The 17702-nt window shown below is 39.1% G+C and carries 21 protein-coding genes and 2 pseudogenes; all 23 read left to right on the top strand.

Annotated elements, in window-relative coordinates; all coding sequences use genetic code 11:
• The first annotated feature begins 24 nt into the window (after positions 1–24).
• Positions 25–255 (top strand): hypothetical protein, encoded by a 231-nt coding sequence (locus tag ED2_RS11770; protein ID WP_016252616.1) that lies wholly within the window; start codon positions 25–27, stop codon positions 253–255.
• The gene (locus tag ED2_RS11765; RefSeq protein WP_002333645.1) at positions 252–452 is read left to right on the top strand and encodes a hypothetical protein; all 201 of its coding nucleotides are present in this window, start codon (positions 252–254) and stop codon (positions 450–452) included. The genes ED2_RS11770 and ED2_RS11765 overlap by 4 nt, the downstream gene beginning before the upstream one ends.
• Complete coding sequence (locus tag ED2_RS11760; protein ID WP_060789822.1) at positions 445–819, top strand: HNH endonuclease signature motif containing protein; 375 nt, start codon at positions 445–447, stop codon at positions 817–819. Before ED2_RS11765 ends, ED2_RS11760 begins: the two co-directional genes overlap by 8 nt.
• 165 nt (positions 820–984) lie before the next feature.
• The gene (locus ED2_RS11755; protein ID WP_060789821.1) at positions 985–1464 is read left to right on the top strand and encodes a phage terminase small subunit P27 family; all 480 of its coding nucleotides are present in this window, start codon (positions 985–987) and stop codon (positions 1462–1464) included.
• Positions 1457–3181, top strand: a complete 1725-nt coding sequence (locus tag ED2_RS11750; protein ID WP_060789820.1) for a terminase large subunit — start codon at positions 1457–1459, stop codon at positions 3179–3181. The genes ED2_RS11755 and ED2_RS11750 overlap by 8 nt, the downstream gene beginning before the upstream one ends.
• Positions 3182–3353: 172 nt before the next feature.
• Positions 3354–4538, top strand: a complete 1185-nt coding sequence (locus tag ED2_RS11745) for a phage portal protein (RefSeq protein WP_060789819.1) — start codon at positions 3354–3356, stop codon at positions 4536–4538.
• Positions 4480–5031 carry an HK97 family phage prohead protease gene (locus ED2_RS11740; protein ID WP_060789818.1) on the top strand — a complete coding sequence of 184 codons (552 nt, stop codon included), beginning with the start codon at positions 4480–4482 and terminating at the stop codon, positions 5029–5031. Before ED2_RS11745 ends, ED2_RS11740 begins: the two co-directional genes overlap by 59 nt.
• A 41-nt stretch (positions 5032–5072) precedes the next feature.
• Positions 5073–6269 (top strand): phage major capsid protein, encoded by a 1197-nt coding sequence (locus tag ED2_RS11735; protein ID WP_058128654.1) that lies wholly within the window; start codon positions 5073–5075, stop codon positions 6267–6269.
• A complete protein-coding gene (locus ED2_RS11730) occupies positions 6266–6523 on the top strand; it encodes an Ig-like domain-containing protein (protein ID WP_082705235.1) in 258 nt (85 codons plus the stop codon). Before ED2_RS11735 ends, ED2_RS11730 begins: the two co-directional genes overlap by 4 nt.
• Before the next feature lie 11 nt (positions 6524–6534).
• Entirely contained in the window at positions 6535–6819 is a 285-nt protein-coding gene (locus ED2_RS11725) for a head-tail connector protein (RefSeq protein ID WP_060789816.1), read from the top strand.
• Complete coding sequence (locus tag ED2_RS11720) at positions 6797–7132, top strand: phage head closure protein (protein WP_060789815.1); 336 nt, start codon at positions 6797–6799, stop codon at positions 7130–7132. Before ED2_RS11725 ends, ED2_RS11720 begins: the two co-directional genes overlap by 23 nt.
• A complete protein-coding gene (locus ED2_RS11715) occupies positions 7129–7524 on the top strand; it encodes an HK97-gp10 family putative phage morphogenesis protein (RefSeq protein WP_016177663.1) in 396 nt (131 codons plus the stop codon). The genes ED2_RS11720 and ED2_RS11715 overlap by 4 nt, the downstream gene beginning before the upstream one ends.
• Entirely contained in the window at positions 7521–7892 is a 372-nt protein-coding gene (locus tag ED2_RS11710; protein ID WP_060789814.1) for a hypothetical protein, read from the top strand. Before ED2_RS11715 ends, ED2_RS11710 begins: the two co-directional genes overlap by 4 nt.
• Before the next feature lie 15 nt (positions 7893–7907).
• Positions 7908–8465 (top strand): major tail protein, encoded by a 558-nt coding sequence (locus tag ED2_RS11705; RefSeq protein WP_060789813.1) that lies wholly within the window; start codon positions 7908–7910, stop codon positions 8463–8465.
• A 128-nt stretch (positions 8466–8593) separates the two neighbouring features.
• Positions 8594–8905, top strand: coding sequence for a phage tail assembly chaperone G (gene gpG, locus ED2_RS11700; protein ID WP_016177665.1), 312 nt, complete (start codon positions 8594–8596; stop codon positions 8903–8905).
• Positions 8906–8928: 23 nt separating this feature from the next.
• Complete coding sequence (locus tag ED2_RS11695) at positions 8929–9120, top strand: hypothetical protein (RefSeq protein WP_060789812.1); 192 nt, start codon at positions 8929–8931, stop codon at positions 9118–9120.
• Positions 9120–13574 (top strand): phage tail tape measure protein, encoded by a 4455-nt coding sequence (locus ED2_RS11690; RefSeq protein ID WP_016177666.1) that lies wholly within the window; start codon positions 9120–9122, stop codon positions 13572–13574. Before ED2_RS11695 ends, ED2_RS11690 begins: the two co-directional genes overlap by 1 nt.
• Complete coding sequence (locus ED2_RS11685) at positions 13575–14447, top strand: phage distal tail protein domain-containing protein (RefSeq protein ID WP_016177667.1); 873 nt, start codon at positions 13575–13577, stop codon at positions 14445–14447.
• Positions 14444–15493, top strand: a complete 1050-nt coding sequence (locus tag ED2_RS11680; protein WP_016177668.1) for a hypothetical protein — start codon at positions 14444–14446, stop codon at positions 15491–15493. Before ED2_RS11685 ends, ED2_RS11680 begins: the two co-directional genes overlap by 4 nt.
• A gap of 3 nt (positions 15494–15496) precedes the next feature.
• The gene (locus ED2_RS11675; RefSeq protein WP_016176404.1) at positions 15497–16321 is read left to right on the top strand and encodes a hypothetical protein; all 825 of its coding nucleotides are present in this window, start codon (positions 15497–15499) and stop codon (positions 16319–16321) included.
• 17 nt (positions 16322–16338) lie between these two features.
• A pseudogene (locus tag ED2_RS16445) lies at positions 16339–16761 on the top strand (BppU family phage baseplate upper protein); the annotation flags it as partial.
• 408 nt (positions 16762–17169) lie between these two features.
• Positions 17170–17469: pseudogene (locus tag ED2_RS16440) on the top strand (BppU family phage baseplate upper protein); the annotation flags it as partial.
• Between the two features lie 13 nt (positions 17470–17482).
• A partial coding sequence (locus ED2_RS11665) for a YomQ N-terminal domain-containing protein (RefSeq protein ID WP_060789810.1) occupies positions 17483–17702 on the top strand: 220 nt, incomplete at its 3' end.

The raw sequence follows: 17702 nt of genomic DNA, 5'->3' as shown, positions 1-17702 counted from the left end.
ACATTACATAAAGGAGGCTGCATAATGAGAAACTACTGGTATGTATCACTAATTAATGAATATCCTCGAACCATTGATGATTGTTCAGTGCGTGTTGTGCGTTCTGTACAAATCAAAGGGAAGTACTCCATTGTTGAAATGGAGAGAGAAGCAACACCAAAAGAGATAGATAAATGCAAGCTGATATATTGCGGTCATGGCTATTGGAAAGACGAGTATATCCAATACAACATAGAGAGGTGGATAGATAGATGAGTTACCTCGAACATTTGAAACGTTGCTACATGCATTCTAAGAATAAACTTCCTGACAGCTACACAAAAGAAGAAATTGTCCTTCACGTGCTAAAGACAGAAAGCAGTCATACGAATACCTACGCAGATACATACAGCAAGGCAGAGCAGATGGAAGGCTGGACAAGGTTCTTTGGTTGGGTACACGAGAATGCCTAAAAGGAAATGCTCGGTCGCTTGGTGTCGTGAGTATGTAGTCTTGCCCGAAAGTTATTGCGAGAAACACAAAGGCAATGCAGACAAGACGTATAACAGAGAAGTGAGATATAACAAAGACAACATAAGGTATGCTCGCTTCTATGCTTCAAGCCAATGGAAGAAGCTAAGACGTAGCAAGCTGGCAGACCAACCACTATGTGAGGAGTGTTTGAGAAATGGGAAAATAACCAGTGCTACGATAGTCCATCACAAAACGGAAGTAAAAGAAGATTGGGATAAAAGGTTAGACTACGATACGTTAGAAAGTATTTGCCAGTCGTGCCACAACAAAGAGCATAAAAAGGCATATAGCCTTAAAAGGCTCTAATTTGCGTTCTAAGGCGTTTTGCTTAAAGTGTATATAAATATACTAAATAATAGTTTTGATAAAAAATAACCCGCCCTATGTCGCTAGAACGAAGAAAATCGATGCCCTCCCTTCTCGGAAAAAAATTCCCTTTAGAAAATTTGTAAAATAGATAGGAGTGATGAAATGAGCAAAGGCAGGCCGAAGAAATTGCTTAACGCAAGCAAAAAGAATTACACAAAAGAAGAAATTGAAGCTAAAAAAGCCGAAGAAGAAAAGCTATACAACTATCCAAGACTGGACTTTTCAAATTATCCGGTCGGACTTTTGAAAGAAGCGCAAAAAGAGTGGGATAGAATCTCTCACTACATTCAGGACTTGCCTATTTCAGAACTAGACCAACAAACAATGATTCGCTACTGCAACTACTCGTATCTGTACGACAAAGCAAGCAAAGAGTTAGACGAACAAGGCTTTTTGATTGATGGTCGAAAAAATCCTTTGATCGATACTGTCAATTCATTCTCTAAAGAACTGAAAACAGCCACTAATGATTTAGGGCTGACAATCAACTCTCGGTTAAAGATCGTTAATCCTCAAGAGTTAGAGAAAGAACCAGACGATCCGTTTGCTGAAATGATGAACGAAGCTGATAACGATGATTGACCACGTTCAAAAATATATTGATGCAGTAGAGTCGGGCGATATTTTAGTTGGTGAGAAAATACAGCAAGCTATCGATCGCCATAAATCAGATATTGAGAAATCGAAGCAAGATGATTATCCATTTTATTATGATCCAAAATATGCGAAAAATATTGTTAAGTTCATTTCAATGCTTCCTGACCCCAAATCTGGCAAGCCGAATAAACTAGCTAAGTTTCAAAAATTCATTTTAGGCATGCTGTGGGGCTGGCGTAGAAAAAAAGATAATACTAGACGATTCAGAAAGGCTTACCTCTCGCTTGCACGTAAACAGGGTAAGTCTTTAATTGTATCTGGAATCGCGTTGTATTGTTTGATTTATGAGCGCAATCCGTTTCAAGCAAGACAAATATATGCTACTGCCAACAAACGGGACCAAGCGAAAATTGTTTTTAATATGGTTAAGTCGCAACTAAAAGCGTTAAGAAGTAAAAGCAAAGCAATTCAAAAATTTACGAAGGTTCTTCAGAATGAACTCGTTACAACTGATGATTCATTTATGAAGCCATTATCTGCTGATGCAGACACATTAGATGGCTTAGATACATTATTAGGTATTTTTGACGAGTACGCCTTATCTAAAACGACAGAAATGATGGACGTTATCGAAACGTCGATGGGTCAACAAATTGAGCCGTTAACAATAATTATTTCCACTGCTTCAAGTAAGCTGAACTATCCGATGTATTCAGTTGAGTATCAATACATTACTAAACTATTGAAAAACGAAGTTGTGGGTGACGAGTATTTAGCTCTTTGTTGGGAGCAAGACAATGCGAAAGAAATTGCTGATCCTGAAACATGGATAAAGTCTAATCCATTAATGGAAATTTTTCAACAAAAAGAAAGACTATCAGAAAGTAAAAAGCGCCTGTTAGACGAAGGAAAAGCGAAAGGTAGTATTTCAAATGTCCTAACAAAAGAATTTAACATATGGATACAGTCGTCTCAGGAAAGCTACATGAATGAAGAAGAATGGCTTGCAGCTATTGCACCTGATTACATCAAAAAAACAGATTTAACAGGTCGAGAAATTTATGTTGGTGTCGATTTATCACGAGTGAATGACTTAACTTCAATATCGTGGATTATTCCAATTCGAGAGGAGAAGAAATTCTATATCGATAGTTATTCTTTTGTTGCTAACAGAGGTGGGATTGAAGCAAAGGAAAAAGAGGATAAAACACCTTATCGTCAGTATGAACAAGCAGGCTACTGCACAATCAGTAGTAATGCTGACGGCTTAATCGATTATCATGATTTAGTTGATTGGATAACTGATTTCATAGAAAGTAATAGTTTTGAACTAAAAGGAATTTTTTATGATCCATACAACGCTGGCAATGTTATTACTGACCTGTCGAAATTTTATGAAAAAGAAATGATTGAAACACGCCAAGGATTGATTACTTTAAACGCACCAACGAAACAATTGCGTACAGACATTATTCAGGGCAAGACGGTACATTCCAACAACCCTCTACTCAACCGAGCGATTAGGAATGCAATCACGAAAGAAAACAACGATACGATCATGATTGATAAAGCAATGAATCGAAACAAGATTGATCCACTAGATGCGTTAATTAATGCATACACTCAAGCTATGTACCATGATTTTGACGAAGAAGACATAAATGAATTAATTGAAAAAGGAGAGTACGGATTTGGTTGGTAACTTATTGCGAATATTAGTAATTTTACTTTATGTGCTGGGACTAGCTTCATTCGTAGTCGCGGCTTTTTTGTTTAATTTGGTAGTTGGTTTTTTAACAGTTGGTATCTGTTTGATGCTGACTGTTTTTATTTTGGTTCGAGAGTCCGGAATGTAGCTGAAAGGAGGTGAATAAATGGGATTATTCTTCAAAACAGAAAAGCGCAGCCTGTCCAGTCGTTCGAGTACAATGCTCGACTTCATTTCAACTGTAAATGGGAACACGACCATCAACTTTGACGGAGAAACGGCACTAGAACAGTCTGATGTGTTTACAGCGGTAAAGATATTGGCTGGAGATATTGCCGCCAGCAAGTTCAAATTTTCCGATAATAAGCAAGCAGACATTCGAAAGTTAGACATGTTGAACAAGTACCCAAACGCAAGTATGACTCCGTATTCGTTCATGTTTGCGACTATAGCTCAAATGCTACTGTCTGGTAACTCCTTTGCTATCATCCACGAAGACTGGCTTGAGTTCGCTAAACCGTCACAAGTCGTCGTTTACGAAGATTTAGAGACAGGTGTGTTGCGGTATGAGTACACAAACAAAGCTGGAACGTCTTATAAAGTTGATAGTTCGGAAATGCTTCATTTTAAATATGTGACTGTAAACGGAAAAACCGGTATCAGTCCATTGGATGCACTCAAAACAGAACTTTCCATGCTCGACAATGGGAACAAAATGCTAAGCTCCTTCTTCAAGAAGGGGATTCAAGCAGGCGGAGTTTTGAAGCTCAATAAAGGTACGCTGAATAACAAGTCTAAAAAGCAAATTAAGCAAGACTTTGAAGAAGTAAACAGCGGTGCTTCAAACGCTAATAGCGTAATTGTTTTGGACGATACACAGGAATTCAAACAGTTTGAGCTAAATACGGATATTTTGAAGATGATTCAAAACAACGTGTACTCGACAAAGCAAATTGCTAAAGCGTTCGGCATTCCTTTGTCACGTTTTGGTATGGAGTTAGTCAATACAAAAGACGATTCGGCTAACGATTCCTACGTTTCTAGTACGCTTAGGGCACTCTCACAGATGATTACAGACGAGTTAGCAATCAAGTTAGGAATCAATGTGGAATTGGATTTCTCAACGCTAACTGGTCAAGACACGGCTTCTCGTATGAATAAAGCTATGGACGGTGGCAACGGTGGAGACGGATATCTGTTAGTTAACGAAATCAGGAATTATTACGGATTAGCTGATATCCCTGGCGGAAACGTTATCTACACCAAAACCACAGTGAAAGGAGGTGTAAATAATGGAAATGGAAATTCGGAGCCTAGCGGAAGTTCAATCAGGGGAGAACCGGACGATTGAAGGCTACGCACTTAAATTTAATTCATTAAGCAAAGATTTGGGGGGCTTCAAAGAGATTATTTCTCCTGAAGCACTAGCAAACACTGATCTATCTGATGTTCGATGTTTTGTGGATCACGATTCCAGCATGGTTTTAGGACGTACAGCTTCGCAAACATTAGAACTAACCGTTGATGATGTTGGACTGCATTTTAGATGCCAGTTGCCGAACACCTCCTATGCAAACGATTTGTATGAATCAATTAGCAGAGGAGATATCAATGAATGTTCATTTGGTTTTGTCGTTAGAGACGACTCTCAAACATGGACACAAGAAAACGGTACGTACATTCGGAATTTAAACAGTATTGATGAACTCTTTGAGATATCAATCGTATCAATTCCAGCATATAACGGAACGGATGCAGCACTTGCACAGCGTTCACTAAAACGAGCTATCGATGAGCAAGAAAAACGAAAACTACAGATAGAGCTAGAACTTCTAAATTACTAGAGGTTCTTTTTTTATACCCAAAAACAAAAGGAGGAAAGATTTTGGATAACGAAAAGTTAAAAGCAGAAGCGCAAAAAGCGCTTGATGCAGGCGATTTGGAAAAAGCAAAAGGCTTGTTAGCTCAGATTCGGGCTAATAAAGAGCAAGAAGAAACGCAAGCACAACTCAAGACAGAGCTAGAAGACGAACTAAAAGGTCTAGGAGCTTCTGATGAGCCTAAAACAGAGCCTGAGACAGAAGAACCAACTGAACCAACTGAACCTGAAAAGGATAAAGAACCTGAAAAAGAGAAGGAAGTACCACCTATTCCTCCTAAAAAGGACGAAAAAAAGAAAGAAGAGGAGAAAAGATCAATGGAAGTTATCCTAAACGACAAAAAAGAACCATACACACGCTCAATCAATCAATTCATTCGTACAAAAGGAGAAAAACGCGACGGATTGACAACAGTCGGAGCAGAAGCAGTTATTCCAGTTGACCGTATCACTAAACCAGAAAAACAACCAGAAACAGTTGTCGACTTACGTCAACATGTTGGCCGTGTACCAGTTACGACAGGTACAGGATCATATCCAATTTTGAGAGCTAACAAAAATAAAATGATCTCTGTGGCTGAATTGGCTAAAAACCCAGCGTTAGCTAACCCTGAATTTACAAAAGTAAACTACGAAATTGCCACTTACCGTGGATACATTCCAGTTTCTCAAGAAGCATTAGACGATTCCGATATCGATCTAGGCGGTTTGGTCGCTGAACATATCCAACGTCAATCACTAAACACTTCAAACGCTGCAATTGCTGCTAAGTTGCAAAAAGCAACAGCTAAAACTGTTACTACGATTGACGATTTGAAAGACATCGTGAACGTTGCGATTGATCCAGCGTATGCAGTCAAAATCATTGCCTCTCAAAGCTTCTTTAACGAATTGGATAAAATGAAAGACAACGATGGACGTTATTTATTGCAGCAAGATGTGACTGTCGCGTCTGGTTACAAACTATTAGGGCGTGAAGTTGTTGTAATGGCGGATGATGTAATTGGAACAAAAGCAGGTGACAAAGTAGCATTCGTGGGCGACCCTTCACTTTTTGCTAAATACTTCGACCGCCAACAAGCGTCAGTTCGTTGGGTTGATAACGATGTTTATGGTCAATTATTGGCAGGTTTCGTTCGTTTTGACGTTCAAGTAGCAGATAACAAAGCAGGTTTCTATGTTACGTTAGCCCCAAAAGTATAGACCCATCCGGCGTAACGTTAAACAAAACAACGACTACGCTTACGGTGGGGGCATCAGAAACACTGTCAGCGACTGTCTTGCCAGCTGACGCAACGGACAAATCGGTTAAATACAGTTCTAGCGATGAGGCAATTGCCACAGTAACGCCGGTTCAAGGCAAAATCACAGGTATTGCAGCTGGTACAGCAAAAATCACTGCAACAACTGCAAACGGAAAAACTGCGGTGTGTGAAGTTACCGTAACTGCTAAATAGGCGGTGATTGAATGGAACTGGCAGAACTAAAAACATACCTTCGCATTGATCATAATCTGGACGACGAGCTTTTAAAAATGTTGGTGTCCACGGCTGAAAAATTTATTCTTGGATCGATCGAAGTCGAAAATACAGATGATGAACGTTTTAACTATGCGGTCACGTTGCTGGTGTCTCACTGGTATGAGAACCGGATTGCTACAAGTGAAAAAGCATTCGCGGAGATTCCGTTTGGAGTGACTGCTTTGATTCATCAGTTGAGGGGGCTAGATCATGGCGTTAATACAGACGAGTGACCTAAGTCAACGTATTGACTTTATAAAGGATACGACAGTCAAGGACGAGGACGGCCAGCTGGTCACCACACCTGAGACTGTTTTTTCATGTTGGGCTTGTGTTCAAACACAACGCTTGAGCGATGTCAAAGCTTCAATCGGGACGGTTCTTGAGGGGACGTTAACGTTTATTATCCGCTATCAGCAAAAAGTAGAACTCGAAAACGACATGAAAGTGCGTTGGAAAGGCAAAACTTTTGAGATTATCACGATCACCAAGGGCGAGTTTGCCAAAGATTTCACCACTGTCATTGCGAAAGAGGTTCAAAAATGAGTGTAGAAGTCGATGCAACCGAAGTGTACAAAGCGCTTAGGGAAGTAAAAGCAAACGTTCAACGAGTGGAAAGCCCAGCACTTAGAAAAGCTGGGGAGTACGCTCAAGAAAAGTTACGACAAAACACACCTTACTGGGATGGAACGAAGTCAAACGGTAAACGTGGTTCGTATATGCAAGAACATGCAAAGGATCACGTTGTCACTGGTTCAGTGAAAAACGGCACGATTGATATTGGTTATGACAAAGATGTCGCTTGGCGGATGCACTTTATCGAGTTTGGATCAATCAAACAAGATCCAAAAGGTTTCGTACAAAAAACACAAAAGCAAATCGAAAAACAAGTAACACAAATCATTGCTGACGAAGTAAAAAGGAGGCTAGGACTTTGAAAACGGCAGTATCACAAGTCTATTCAATTCTGAATAGCAATGAAAAAACAAAGAACATTGATTTTTACACCAATAGTGTTCCGGAATCGGCTCAAACAGTACCTAGCCTTCCAGTTGGCAGAATTACAGAGATATCCGGCAACTATGAAGATTTCGCAAGCAATAATCCTTTGACCATTCAATTCAACGTACAAGTAGATGTATGGGTGTCGACCTTAAAAGAGGTTGATGCCTTTTATTTTACTCTCGATGAGGTTATGAGGGGGAATGGTTGGCAATGCGCATACACGGAACAAACAGATGACGAGGATTTGGAAGGTGCAAAGCGGATTATCAAACGATATGTAGCAAATATTTCACTAAATTAAAAGGAGAGAAAATAGATGGCAACAGTAGGATTTGAGAGCGTCATTTTTGGCGTAAAAACAGATGAAAAAGGCACTCTAAAAGAATTAGTAGCAGATAAGGCGAAAGGCGGAGCGATCGAAGCTAAAATTACTGGATTAGGCGCAACTTCTAACATAACACACGCTTCAAACGTACCGTTCTTCATTGCAAGTAAAGGGGTTTCGTCGCCAAAGGTTACGCTTGACGTGGCAGACTTAATGGATAACGGCATTTACAGCGAAATCATTGGTGCTAAAACCGTGACTGGTGTAAATGTAATTGGTTCAGAAACTGAAGCGCCTTACGTGTCGGTTATCATGGTTACAGCGAACAAAGAAGGAAAACGCTTATTCATGGGATTGGCAAAAGGAAAATTCAGTCATCCAGATATCAACATGAAAACAGCTCAAGACAAAGGGGTAGAATTGCAAACCGATTCTATCGAAGGGGAATTCATTTCTGATGAACGTGGGTATGTATTTATGACTGCCGTAGAATCAACAGACATGACCTTACAAAAATTCAAGGACTTGGTAAATAACAAAGGGGTGTAGTAGTTAATCCTGCATCTACACCAATGACAGATACAGGGACACCAAAATAACCAGAACCAAAAATCGATACACAAGGTTAGCCATTTTTGGCTAGCCTTATTTTTTTGTAAAAACAAGGAGGAAAACAAATGATTGAATTGCAATTGAAACTTGACGGAAAGAAAAAAACATTCAAACAACAAGATATTTCCGCACGTGCAATGCGTGAGTGTATCAAATTTTACGAGAAAGCGGAAAGAGCAAACCTAACTGATTTAGAAGCAATTGATTCAATGATTGCAATTACAGCAGATATTTTCCAAGATCCAGCAGTTACATTTGATGCTATTTTAGACGGTTTGACTGCGAGCGAGTTAGTACCGGCATTAGAAAGTGTTTTTGAACAAATCAATGAACTGGGAAACAATGAAAAAAAGCAGATGGCGAGCAAAAAGAGATAAGTTTTTCTGAAGCTAGGAAAGCAATGGATCAAATCTACAAAGATTTAATCGAATCAGGTTGGACGATGAGAGATGTGGACGAAGCCGACTATCATTATTTGTTACACCTTTTTGGAGAAGTGGAGAGTGGCGAAGAATATGTAGATGGTGCTGATTTCATCAAACAATTTTTATCGGCTGAAGACTTGGCAAAACTTGAGGAAGGAGGTAAATAATGGCAGGAAAAGGACAACCGGCAGGAAATATCAAGCTAGGGATTAGTTTAGATGACACTAATTTTGGTAACACGCTGGACGAAATCAATGCGAAAGTCAAACAAGCTGAGTCGAATATGCGTGCCAATCTAAAGGCTTATGATTCAGCAGGACGTTCATACGAAGCACTTAGTCAAAAGACGAAAGACTTGTCTACGGTTATGGAAGGGCAAAACGCCAAAGTAAGAGAATTAACAAAGCGCCGTGATGAAGCGATTAGCAAGTATGGAGAGGAATCGAAACAAGTTGCTAACCTTAACACACAGATAAACAATGTTACCGCAAAATATAATGCTTACAGTCGCCAGTTGAACGACACAAAAAAAGAATTGGTGTATTCCAAAACAGCCGTCAATGATTTATCTAATGAAATCAAAGAAAATGAACGGCAAATGAATGCCGAAGTAAAAGCGCTGAAAGCCGCTGGTGATGAAACTGGTGCGTTTGAAGCAAAACAAAAAGGGCTAGCCAAACAAACGGAATTATCCGAGAAAGCTATCGAAGAACAGCGCAAAGTTGTGAAACTGATGGCTGATGAGTTTGGTGATTCAGCAAACGAAACCGAAGATGCAAAAAGGGCATTAGGAAAGTTAGAACGACAAAGCCAAATATCTAGCAGGCAATTAGAAGGGGTAACTAACGCACTATCTGAGTTGAAAAGAGAAGCCTCTAATGTAGATGATAAAGTAGATAAAGCGGGAGACGCACTAGAAGAAGCTGGTAAACAAGGTAATAAAGCAGAAACTGGTTTCAAAAGTGCTACTAAAGAATTTAGTGCATTGGCTACAGGTTTAGCTGTTTCTATATCAACAAAAGCACTGGATATGGCGATTAAAGCTGCAGACTCATTGAAAGAGTCGTTCAATGAAGTAGTGGAAGCCTCAAATACCTTTCAGGGTAAACTGGGAATCACTAAAGATGGATCTAAATACTTCCTAAATTTTGCGAATGATTTAGTGAAATCAGGAATGGTAGAAACCTTGGAAGAAGCTCAAGAGGCTATCACACAATTATACCAAACAGTTGGGCAAAAGGTTTCACCAGAGGGTATGAAAGAGTTAACTAAATATGCAATTTCATTTAGTAAAACATTTGATACTGATGTGAATGAAACCATGCGTGGTGCTTCACGTATGATGGAAAACTTTGGTATTAGTGGACAAGAGGCTTTTGATCTGCTAACCGTAGGTGCACAAAATGGATTGAATCAATCAAATGAATTAGCAGATAATATGGCTGAATACTCTCAGTTATTTGGTCAAATGGGATTCACAGCAGATGAGACATTCAGTTTACTTGCAGCTGGATTAGACGGTGGAGCATATAACTTAGATAAAGTCAATGACTTAATCAAAGAAATGGGAATCTCACTCACGGACGGTCGTTTTGAAGATAACGCAGACATGTTCAGCAAATCAACAAGGAACTTATTTAATGAGTGGAAAAACGGCAAAGCGACTCAGGGTGAAGTAGTCAAGGCAATGATGAATGACTTTGCAAATATGGAAGGTGGATATGACGCCCTAAACAGAGCAGGTACAGTATGGTCTGCGCTAGGCGAAGACAATTCACTTAAAGTCATTAAAGCAATGGCAGGAGCCAGCGATTCATTTGGTGACGCAGAAGGCGCCGCAGAAGATTTGAATAACACCGTGACTAATACTACAGCATGGGAAGCTTTCACGAATGGGGTGAAAGGAACTGTCAACTCAATAGCTATCTGGGCACAAGAGTTCACAGGTGGGATGACACAACCTATTGAGAATTTCTTTAATAATACATTGCCTAATGCTATGAAAACACTAGATTTCTTTTTTTCTTATATTAGTACCTTTATCTCAAATTTAAAAGATGTTATTGGTAAAATGTGGACTGGACAGGATACAATAAGTGATCAACACGTTTTAAACATGATGGGGTTCAGTTGGGAAAGCATCTGGGCGTTAGATGATTTCATTACACAGGTTAAGGAGAAAGGTGAAACATTAACCCAGTATGTTAAAGGTTTCTGGCAACTGTTTACTGGTGATGAAGCTACCCAAATGCAAGGATACTCCTTACTACGTTCGTTAGGGATGAGTCAAGAAGACATAGAAGCCCTAGAAACAGCTAAAGAGAACATTAAGACGGCGTTTGATTCTGTTAAAGAGGTAATAAAAAAACTTCTTGAAGAAGGCTTGGATAAAATGATTCAATCCTGGAAAGATTTAGTTAAGATTTGGGATGACGAGATTGCACCTGATTTACTACCCCTGTTTCAACAGTTCAGTGGCTGGCTCAGTCGTATCACAGGTGATTTATCAGTCATTACTGGGGCACTAGACAGGTTTGGTGGATCAGGAAAACACAATAGCGATGTTATTATTGAAGCATTCAATATACTATGGGACGCACTGAAATTAAAACTTGGGCTCATCATGGCAACAATAGAAACAACCATGATTATTATCTCTAGTACAATCAAGATTTGGACGGATATTTTTAAAGGTGACTGGGGTAAGGCTTGGGAAGAAATCAAACATATGTATCAGCGTATTGGTAATGCCATATGGCAAAACATCAAAGACACGTTCCTAGGTAAAATTCTAGCAACTATTTGGAATTTCTTTGAAGAAAACAAAAAGGTTTTCCAAGCAATTTGGGATACAGCCACAGGTATAATGCTTGGGCTACCAACATTCATTTTTGATATCTTTACAAAAATTCCACAGAAAATGGTTGAAGCTATCAGAAACGGCAAAAATCCAGTAGTAGCCGCATTTAAAGAAGTATTCAACGCAGCACTTAAAGCGATAGGTACACCAGTTAACGCAATCATCCATGGTGCGTCATGGGTGCTAGAGAAGTTAGGCGCTGAACCGTTGACAGACTGGGACGTACCACAATACGCTACAGGTACACCAGCAGGTGGACACCCAATTAATGGACCAATGATGGTCAATGATGGACGTGGAGCAGAAACAGTTATCACACCAGATGGTAGAGCATTCATACCTAAAGGACGTAACGTAGTGTTGCATGCACCAAAAGGCACACACGTCTTAACCGCAGAAGAAACAGCTTATATGACTGGAAACAAAGCACCAAAATATCGTTACAAAAAAGGTACTAACTTCTTTGGTAACATGTGGGACAGCGTGAAAAATGTTGCTGGTAATGTAGGAAACACACTAAAAAACGTAGTCGGCGATGTATGGGATTTTGTAACAGACCCAGGAGCGTTGGCTAGGAAAGTATTAAATGGTCTTGGCGTACTGGAAGGGCTTGTCAAATATCCTTTAGATGTTGGTAAAGGTATTCTAAGCAAGGCTACCGAAGCATTGAAGAACAAAATCACAGAACTATTCAGCAGTGGCAGTTTAGACACTTCAATGGGCATGCAAGGCGTTTACAAATACTTGGCGGACGTTGCAGTTGCAGTAATGAAGAAGTTTCCAGGCTTTCAAGTAACCTCAGGTTATCGTGAAGGCGATCCATACTCACACGGAAAGCACAACGCAATTGATATTGCGCTACCGGGAGTTGTGAATGGTTCCCCTAGATATACAGAAGCAGCCAATTACGCATTTGAGAAGTTTGCAAACAAAATCGGCTATGTTATCACAAATGGTAAGGTTCGTGACCGTTCAGGACAATCAGGTACAGGTGTGCATGATGATTGGCGGACATGGCCTGATGGTGACCACTACGACCACGTGCATTTGAACGGTGTAAGAGATCCGCAGGGCGGACTTGTTAGCGGTGGCGATAGCGTTGGTGGGAGTGGCGTAGAACGCTGGCGGCCATATGTAAAACGTGCTTTGAAAATGAATAACTTACCAACCTCATCCGCTTATGTTGATGCGTGGATGCGACAAATCCAAACAGAATCAGGTGGCAATCCGCTTGCCATTGGTGGAAATGACGGCTTAGCAGACGGTAATGCTACTGGATTGCTCCAAACAAAACCGGGAACATTTGCTGCGAATGCTTTTCCAGGATACGGCAATATAATGAGCGGTTTCGATGATATCTTAGCAGCTATCAACTACGCTAAAAAACGCTATGGTTCGGATATGTTAGGTGTGATTGGGCGTGGTCATGGTTACGCAAACGGTGGAATTGTAAACCAACATCAAATTGCGGAAATCGCAGAAGGAAACAAGCCAGAAATTATTATTCCGTTAGATAAGGCTAAACGATCAAGAGCGATGCAATTATTGTCTATCGCAATGGACAAACTAGGAGTTTCTCCTAAAACTTATGGAAATGCGACAACTGTTTCCAGTGATTACGAAATCCTAGAAGCCATTGAAAAACAGGCGGCAACAACGAATCAGCTGTTATCGTTATTGCTGGCATTTTTCAAAGGAAATAGCCGAACTGATAGAGATTTAGCTTTAGATATTCAGAAGATCTTGGTTAGGAGGATGTAGATGCGAACTGTATTACTGAGAAATAGAATAAACGAAGAAATTGATTTGTCCACAGAAGACTATTTTGCTACTGGGTTGAGTAATATGGGGTTTGAAGTAAAAAAAGAACATGTGGGACAGTGGGGGAATTTCAGAGAAAGCAGTGAGAGCGTTGAAATATCTGAATTTCAGTCATCTGTAATCATTTCTGTGCATGGGTTTCGAGAAAAAGAACTGTACAATTCACTTGTGCAGTTCCTATCGGAAGGTCCGTTTGAACTGGAATTTGCTTTTGACGGCGAAACAATGGTAAGAAGATGCAGTCTAAAATCTTTAAGTAAGACTGAAATCGATCCGAAAACATCGTTACTAACAGACACTTTAGAACTATATTTCACATCAAACTGGTATTCCGTAAAACGCGAAAAATTAATTCAGCGACCTAATGTAGTGAAAACACGTGGTAAGGTTTTTCCGTATAAAAGATCTTATATCTACACTCAAAACTTGTGGGAGAAAAAAGGTGTATTCAAATTCAATAATAATTCTGTATACCTAACGAATAGCAAGGAACGGATGTCCCCGCTAAAAATTCGTGTGATTGGGAAGTGTTCAAATCCGTATTGGGAAGTAATCCAAAACTCACAAATCATCGCAACGGATGGATACTTCATAGATATGACTGAAACACAGACTCTAGAAGTATCAAGCATTTTTGAAGATACAACGGCGATTTTAAAAGATATTGCAGGGGTAGAATCTTCTGTCTACCAACAACAGGATTATACAAAAACTAATTTTGTTCAGGCTCCGACTGGAGAATTCAGCATTGTGTTTCATGTTGGGGGGGCAGACGTAGAGATTGAGTTATACGAGGAGCGTGATCTGTTTTGATTTTAGCAGTCACGCTTTTTCATCGTGATTTAATGCTTTATAACGAACATTTATTCTCTAACAGTTTTGAATTTGGTGCGGACGAGATCAACGAAGAGGCTAGTAGCTTTACGATGGATAAGTACGTTCCTGTAAAAACAGGCGATTTTCTACTAGCAAAATATATTCCTAGTGGAAAATTTGCATATTTTGGTGTAATTACGTCGCAGGAAGACGAAAAAATCAGTTGTAAAAGCTTACTTAGTTTAGCTGATAGTGAGATACCGACTGCACGTGTGTCAGGAGATAACTACGAAGAGCATATCCGGCGGTTGATTGAATACTATTTGCTGAATGATCCAACGAAACAACTAAAAGATATTTTAGACGTCAAAGCAGAAAGTGCGACCTCTCATTCGTATCAAGCTACCGATACGAATAAACACAAGTTAAGTGCGTATATTCTCAATGGTTTCAAAAAATACAACGTAAAATGGTATTTCAAGGGAATTCAAAACAGAAAAATCTATACAGGCATACGTGCTGTAAATGAATCAATTTACATTAAAGACAATTCTTCTGAATTTAGCGATTGGGATGTGTTTGTTCAGGCGCCGGGCGCTGGAAACGAGAACAAGCTATTAATCGTTGATAAAGCAATGAAAGATATAGAGAAACCGATAATACTGTCAACATGGTATTTGGACGAAGAAAACAATTTGACACAAGATGGATCGAAAGAAAATATCACGAAACCAACTGTCACTTTGGTTAATATCTACGATCAAACCGCAGAAGATAAAGCATCCTACGAAGATGTGGCAAAATCAGAGTTGAAAGGCAATACGTATTCGCATGAAATCAAAGTGAATGTTGTAAGAAATGCAAAAAATTTGAATGTCGAAACGATTGAAACAGGGATGTTTGCCACGATTTCTTATAAAGGAAAAATATACAAGTCGGTTTTGACAGCTTGGCGAATATCAAGTGATAAGGAGTTTGTGGAATTGACTTTTGGAAACATAAGAAGTCGTTTTATGGATTATTTTGAAGATAATGGGGGATAAAAAATGGTTAGCAATGTGGATGGGTATCAATTTGAAAACGTGAAAGTAAGCGCAGAAAATGATGCTAGACTTTATCACGTTTTATATAATCGGAAAAATCAGGTTATTGATGGTTACGATCAGTCTATGAATTTATCTTCAAGCGGATTAACAGTAAAAGTTGCTGCAGGAGCAGCGATTATTCAAGGTCGTATGGTCGTTGTTCGACAAGAAGAAAGTATAACAGTTCCAGCAAACTCAAGTGGTTATATAGCATTAACAGTGGATTTGACACAAGAAGTTATACCTGGATCTATTCTTCCAGAATCGGAAGAATATGAATGGACTAATAATCAAGTCAAGCTAGAATTTATAACAAAAGTTATAAAAGGTAATTTAAACAATGGTGATAAGGTCTATAATTTACCACTATGCTCAGTTAATTCTACTGGATCAACTGTTTCAATCTCAAAGATATCGGATAGTTACGAGCTAACTGTCTCTAAAGGGGAAATTTTGTGGAGTGGGACTGCGTTATTGCATGATACTCAAACTGTCCAACCTTCAAAAAAAATGTGGCAGACAGTTTCAGGTTTTTTATTAGTATGGCTCCCATACGAAAACGGGCAAGCAATTGAGGATAGATATGTAACTACGCCTTTTTATAAAGAACGTGTAACTGTTACTAATGTTTTAGGAGAAATTGTTTCAGGATTTGATGACTATCACAAAAAGTGGTTTAGTAAACGAATAAACTATAATTCGAATACTAATATATTTACAGGTGCAGCAAGCAATGCAAGTGGAGATAACGCAAATATGGTGCTTAGGTATATAGTTTCTTTTTAGTTAGGAGGTATGGAAGAGTGGCAAATTTAGAAATTAAATTATCTGCAAATAAGAGACAGACTTATCTACGTCACCGTGTTGTTGGTAGAGTTGGTGATGGGGGGCTCACAACAATCAATGTACAACTTCTTGAGGAAGATGAAATTACACCTTTTGTAATTAATCTAAACGGTACTTTGAAATTTGTGGGCGAAGTTTCAAACGGTAACTATACCGAGGGAGAACCAGAAATAATCGATTCGACTAATGGGTTAATTAGTTACACGTTCACTAAGTCAAATTTCAGCACGAGTCATCAATTCAAACAAGCATATTTTGAATATGTAGATCCTAACGGCAAAAAAGTGACTTTTCAGAACTTCATCATAGACGTGTTAGAACGAGTGGATATTAATTCGGAGCAAGCGAAATACTATATTTCTTCATTGGAAAAATTACAGAGTGAAATGCAAACCACTTTCAATCAGTTCATTAGTGATAAACAGGTCCAATACGATCAAATCTACTCGAAATATAACGAATTAGTAAGGTTGATAAATGAATCAGATAAGCAAGCAAATGAAATCGCTGAAAAAGTAGCAACTGCTCTTGCTGAATTCACCACTGGCGATTTTTTCAGTAAATCAGAATCTAACGATATGTTTGTTAGCAAAACAGCAGATCAAACGATTGGTGGGCAAATAACTTTCGCAAAAACGCCAAAAGTTGAAGATAAAAAACTAATTTTGAACGGTGAAGCAGTTGATTTACTCACATCACAGAACATTCCGGGCAATAAAAACTTTACTGGAGCTTTGACAAAATCAAGCAAGCCTGTTTTGACAACAGACGACAACAAATATGAAGTCGTAACCTTAACAGTTACAAACGGGAATACCGGATCAGCAAAGCTTTATCGTGAAGGAAAAACCGTCACTATTTATTTTTTTGCGTTGAATGGAAAAAGTGGTGGCGGAAATGATTCAACGATACTAACAATTCCAGAAGGCTATCGGACACCAATTAGTTTTGAACAACTGGTTGGGTCAATAGACCGTTCTACTTTGAACAGTGCTCAACTATCTATTGGCGCAGACGGAGCCATTAAATGGAGAAGAAATTCAAGTTATGGATCGGATTATTCATTTGTTATCACTTATTCAATTTAAGGGAGGAAATCTAATGAAAGTAGTTTACAAATCAATCAAGCCTTACGGATTCGAGCAAATCATTTTGAACAATCAAGAAAATATCCCTGAAAACTGTACAGAGATTAAACCACCAGTCCCTAACTGGAAACCAAAATTTGATTTTAAAAATAATAGATGGATTGAAATGGCAACAGATGAAGAGAAGAAAGGTAGCGCTGTTGATGACGTCACCGAACTAGAGAAACTTAAAA

Source organism: Enterococcus durans NBRC 100479 = LMG 10746, from assembly GCF_001544215.1.
Taxonomy (GTDB): domain Bacteria; phylum Bacillota; class Bacilli; order Lactobacillales; family Enterococcaceae; genus Enterococcus_B; species Enterococcus_B durans.
This window is presented reverse-complemented; position numbering and strand designations above follow the sequence as displayed.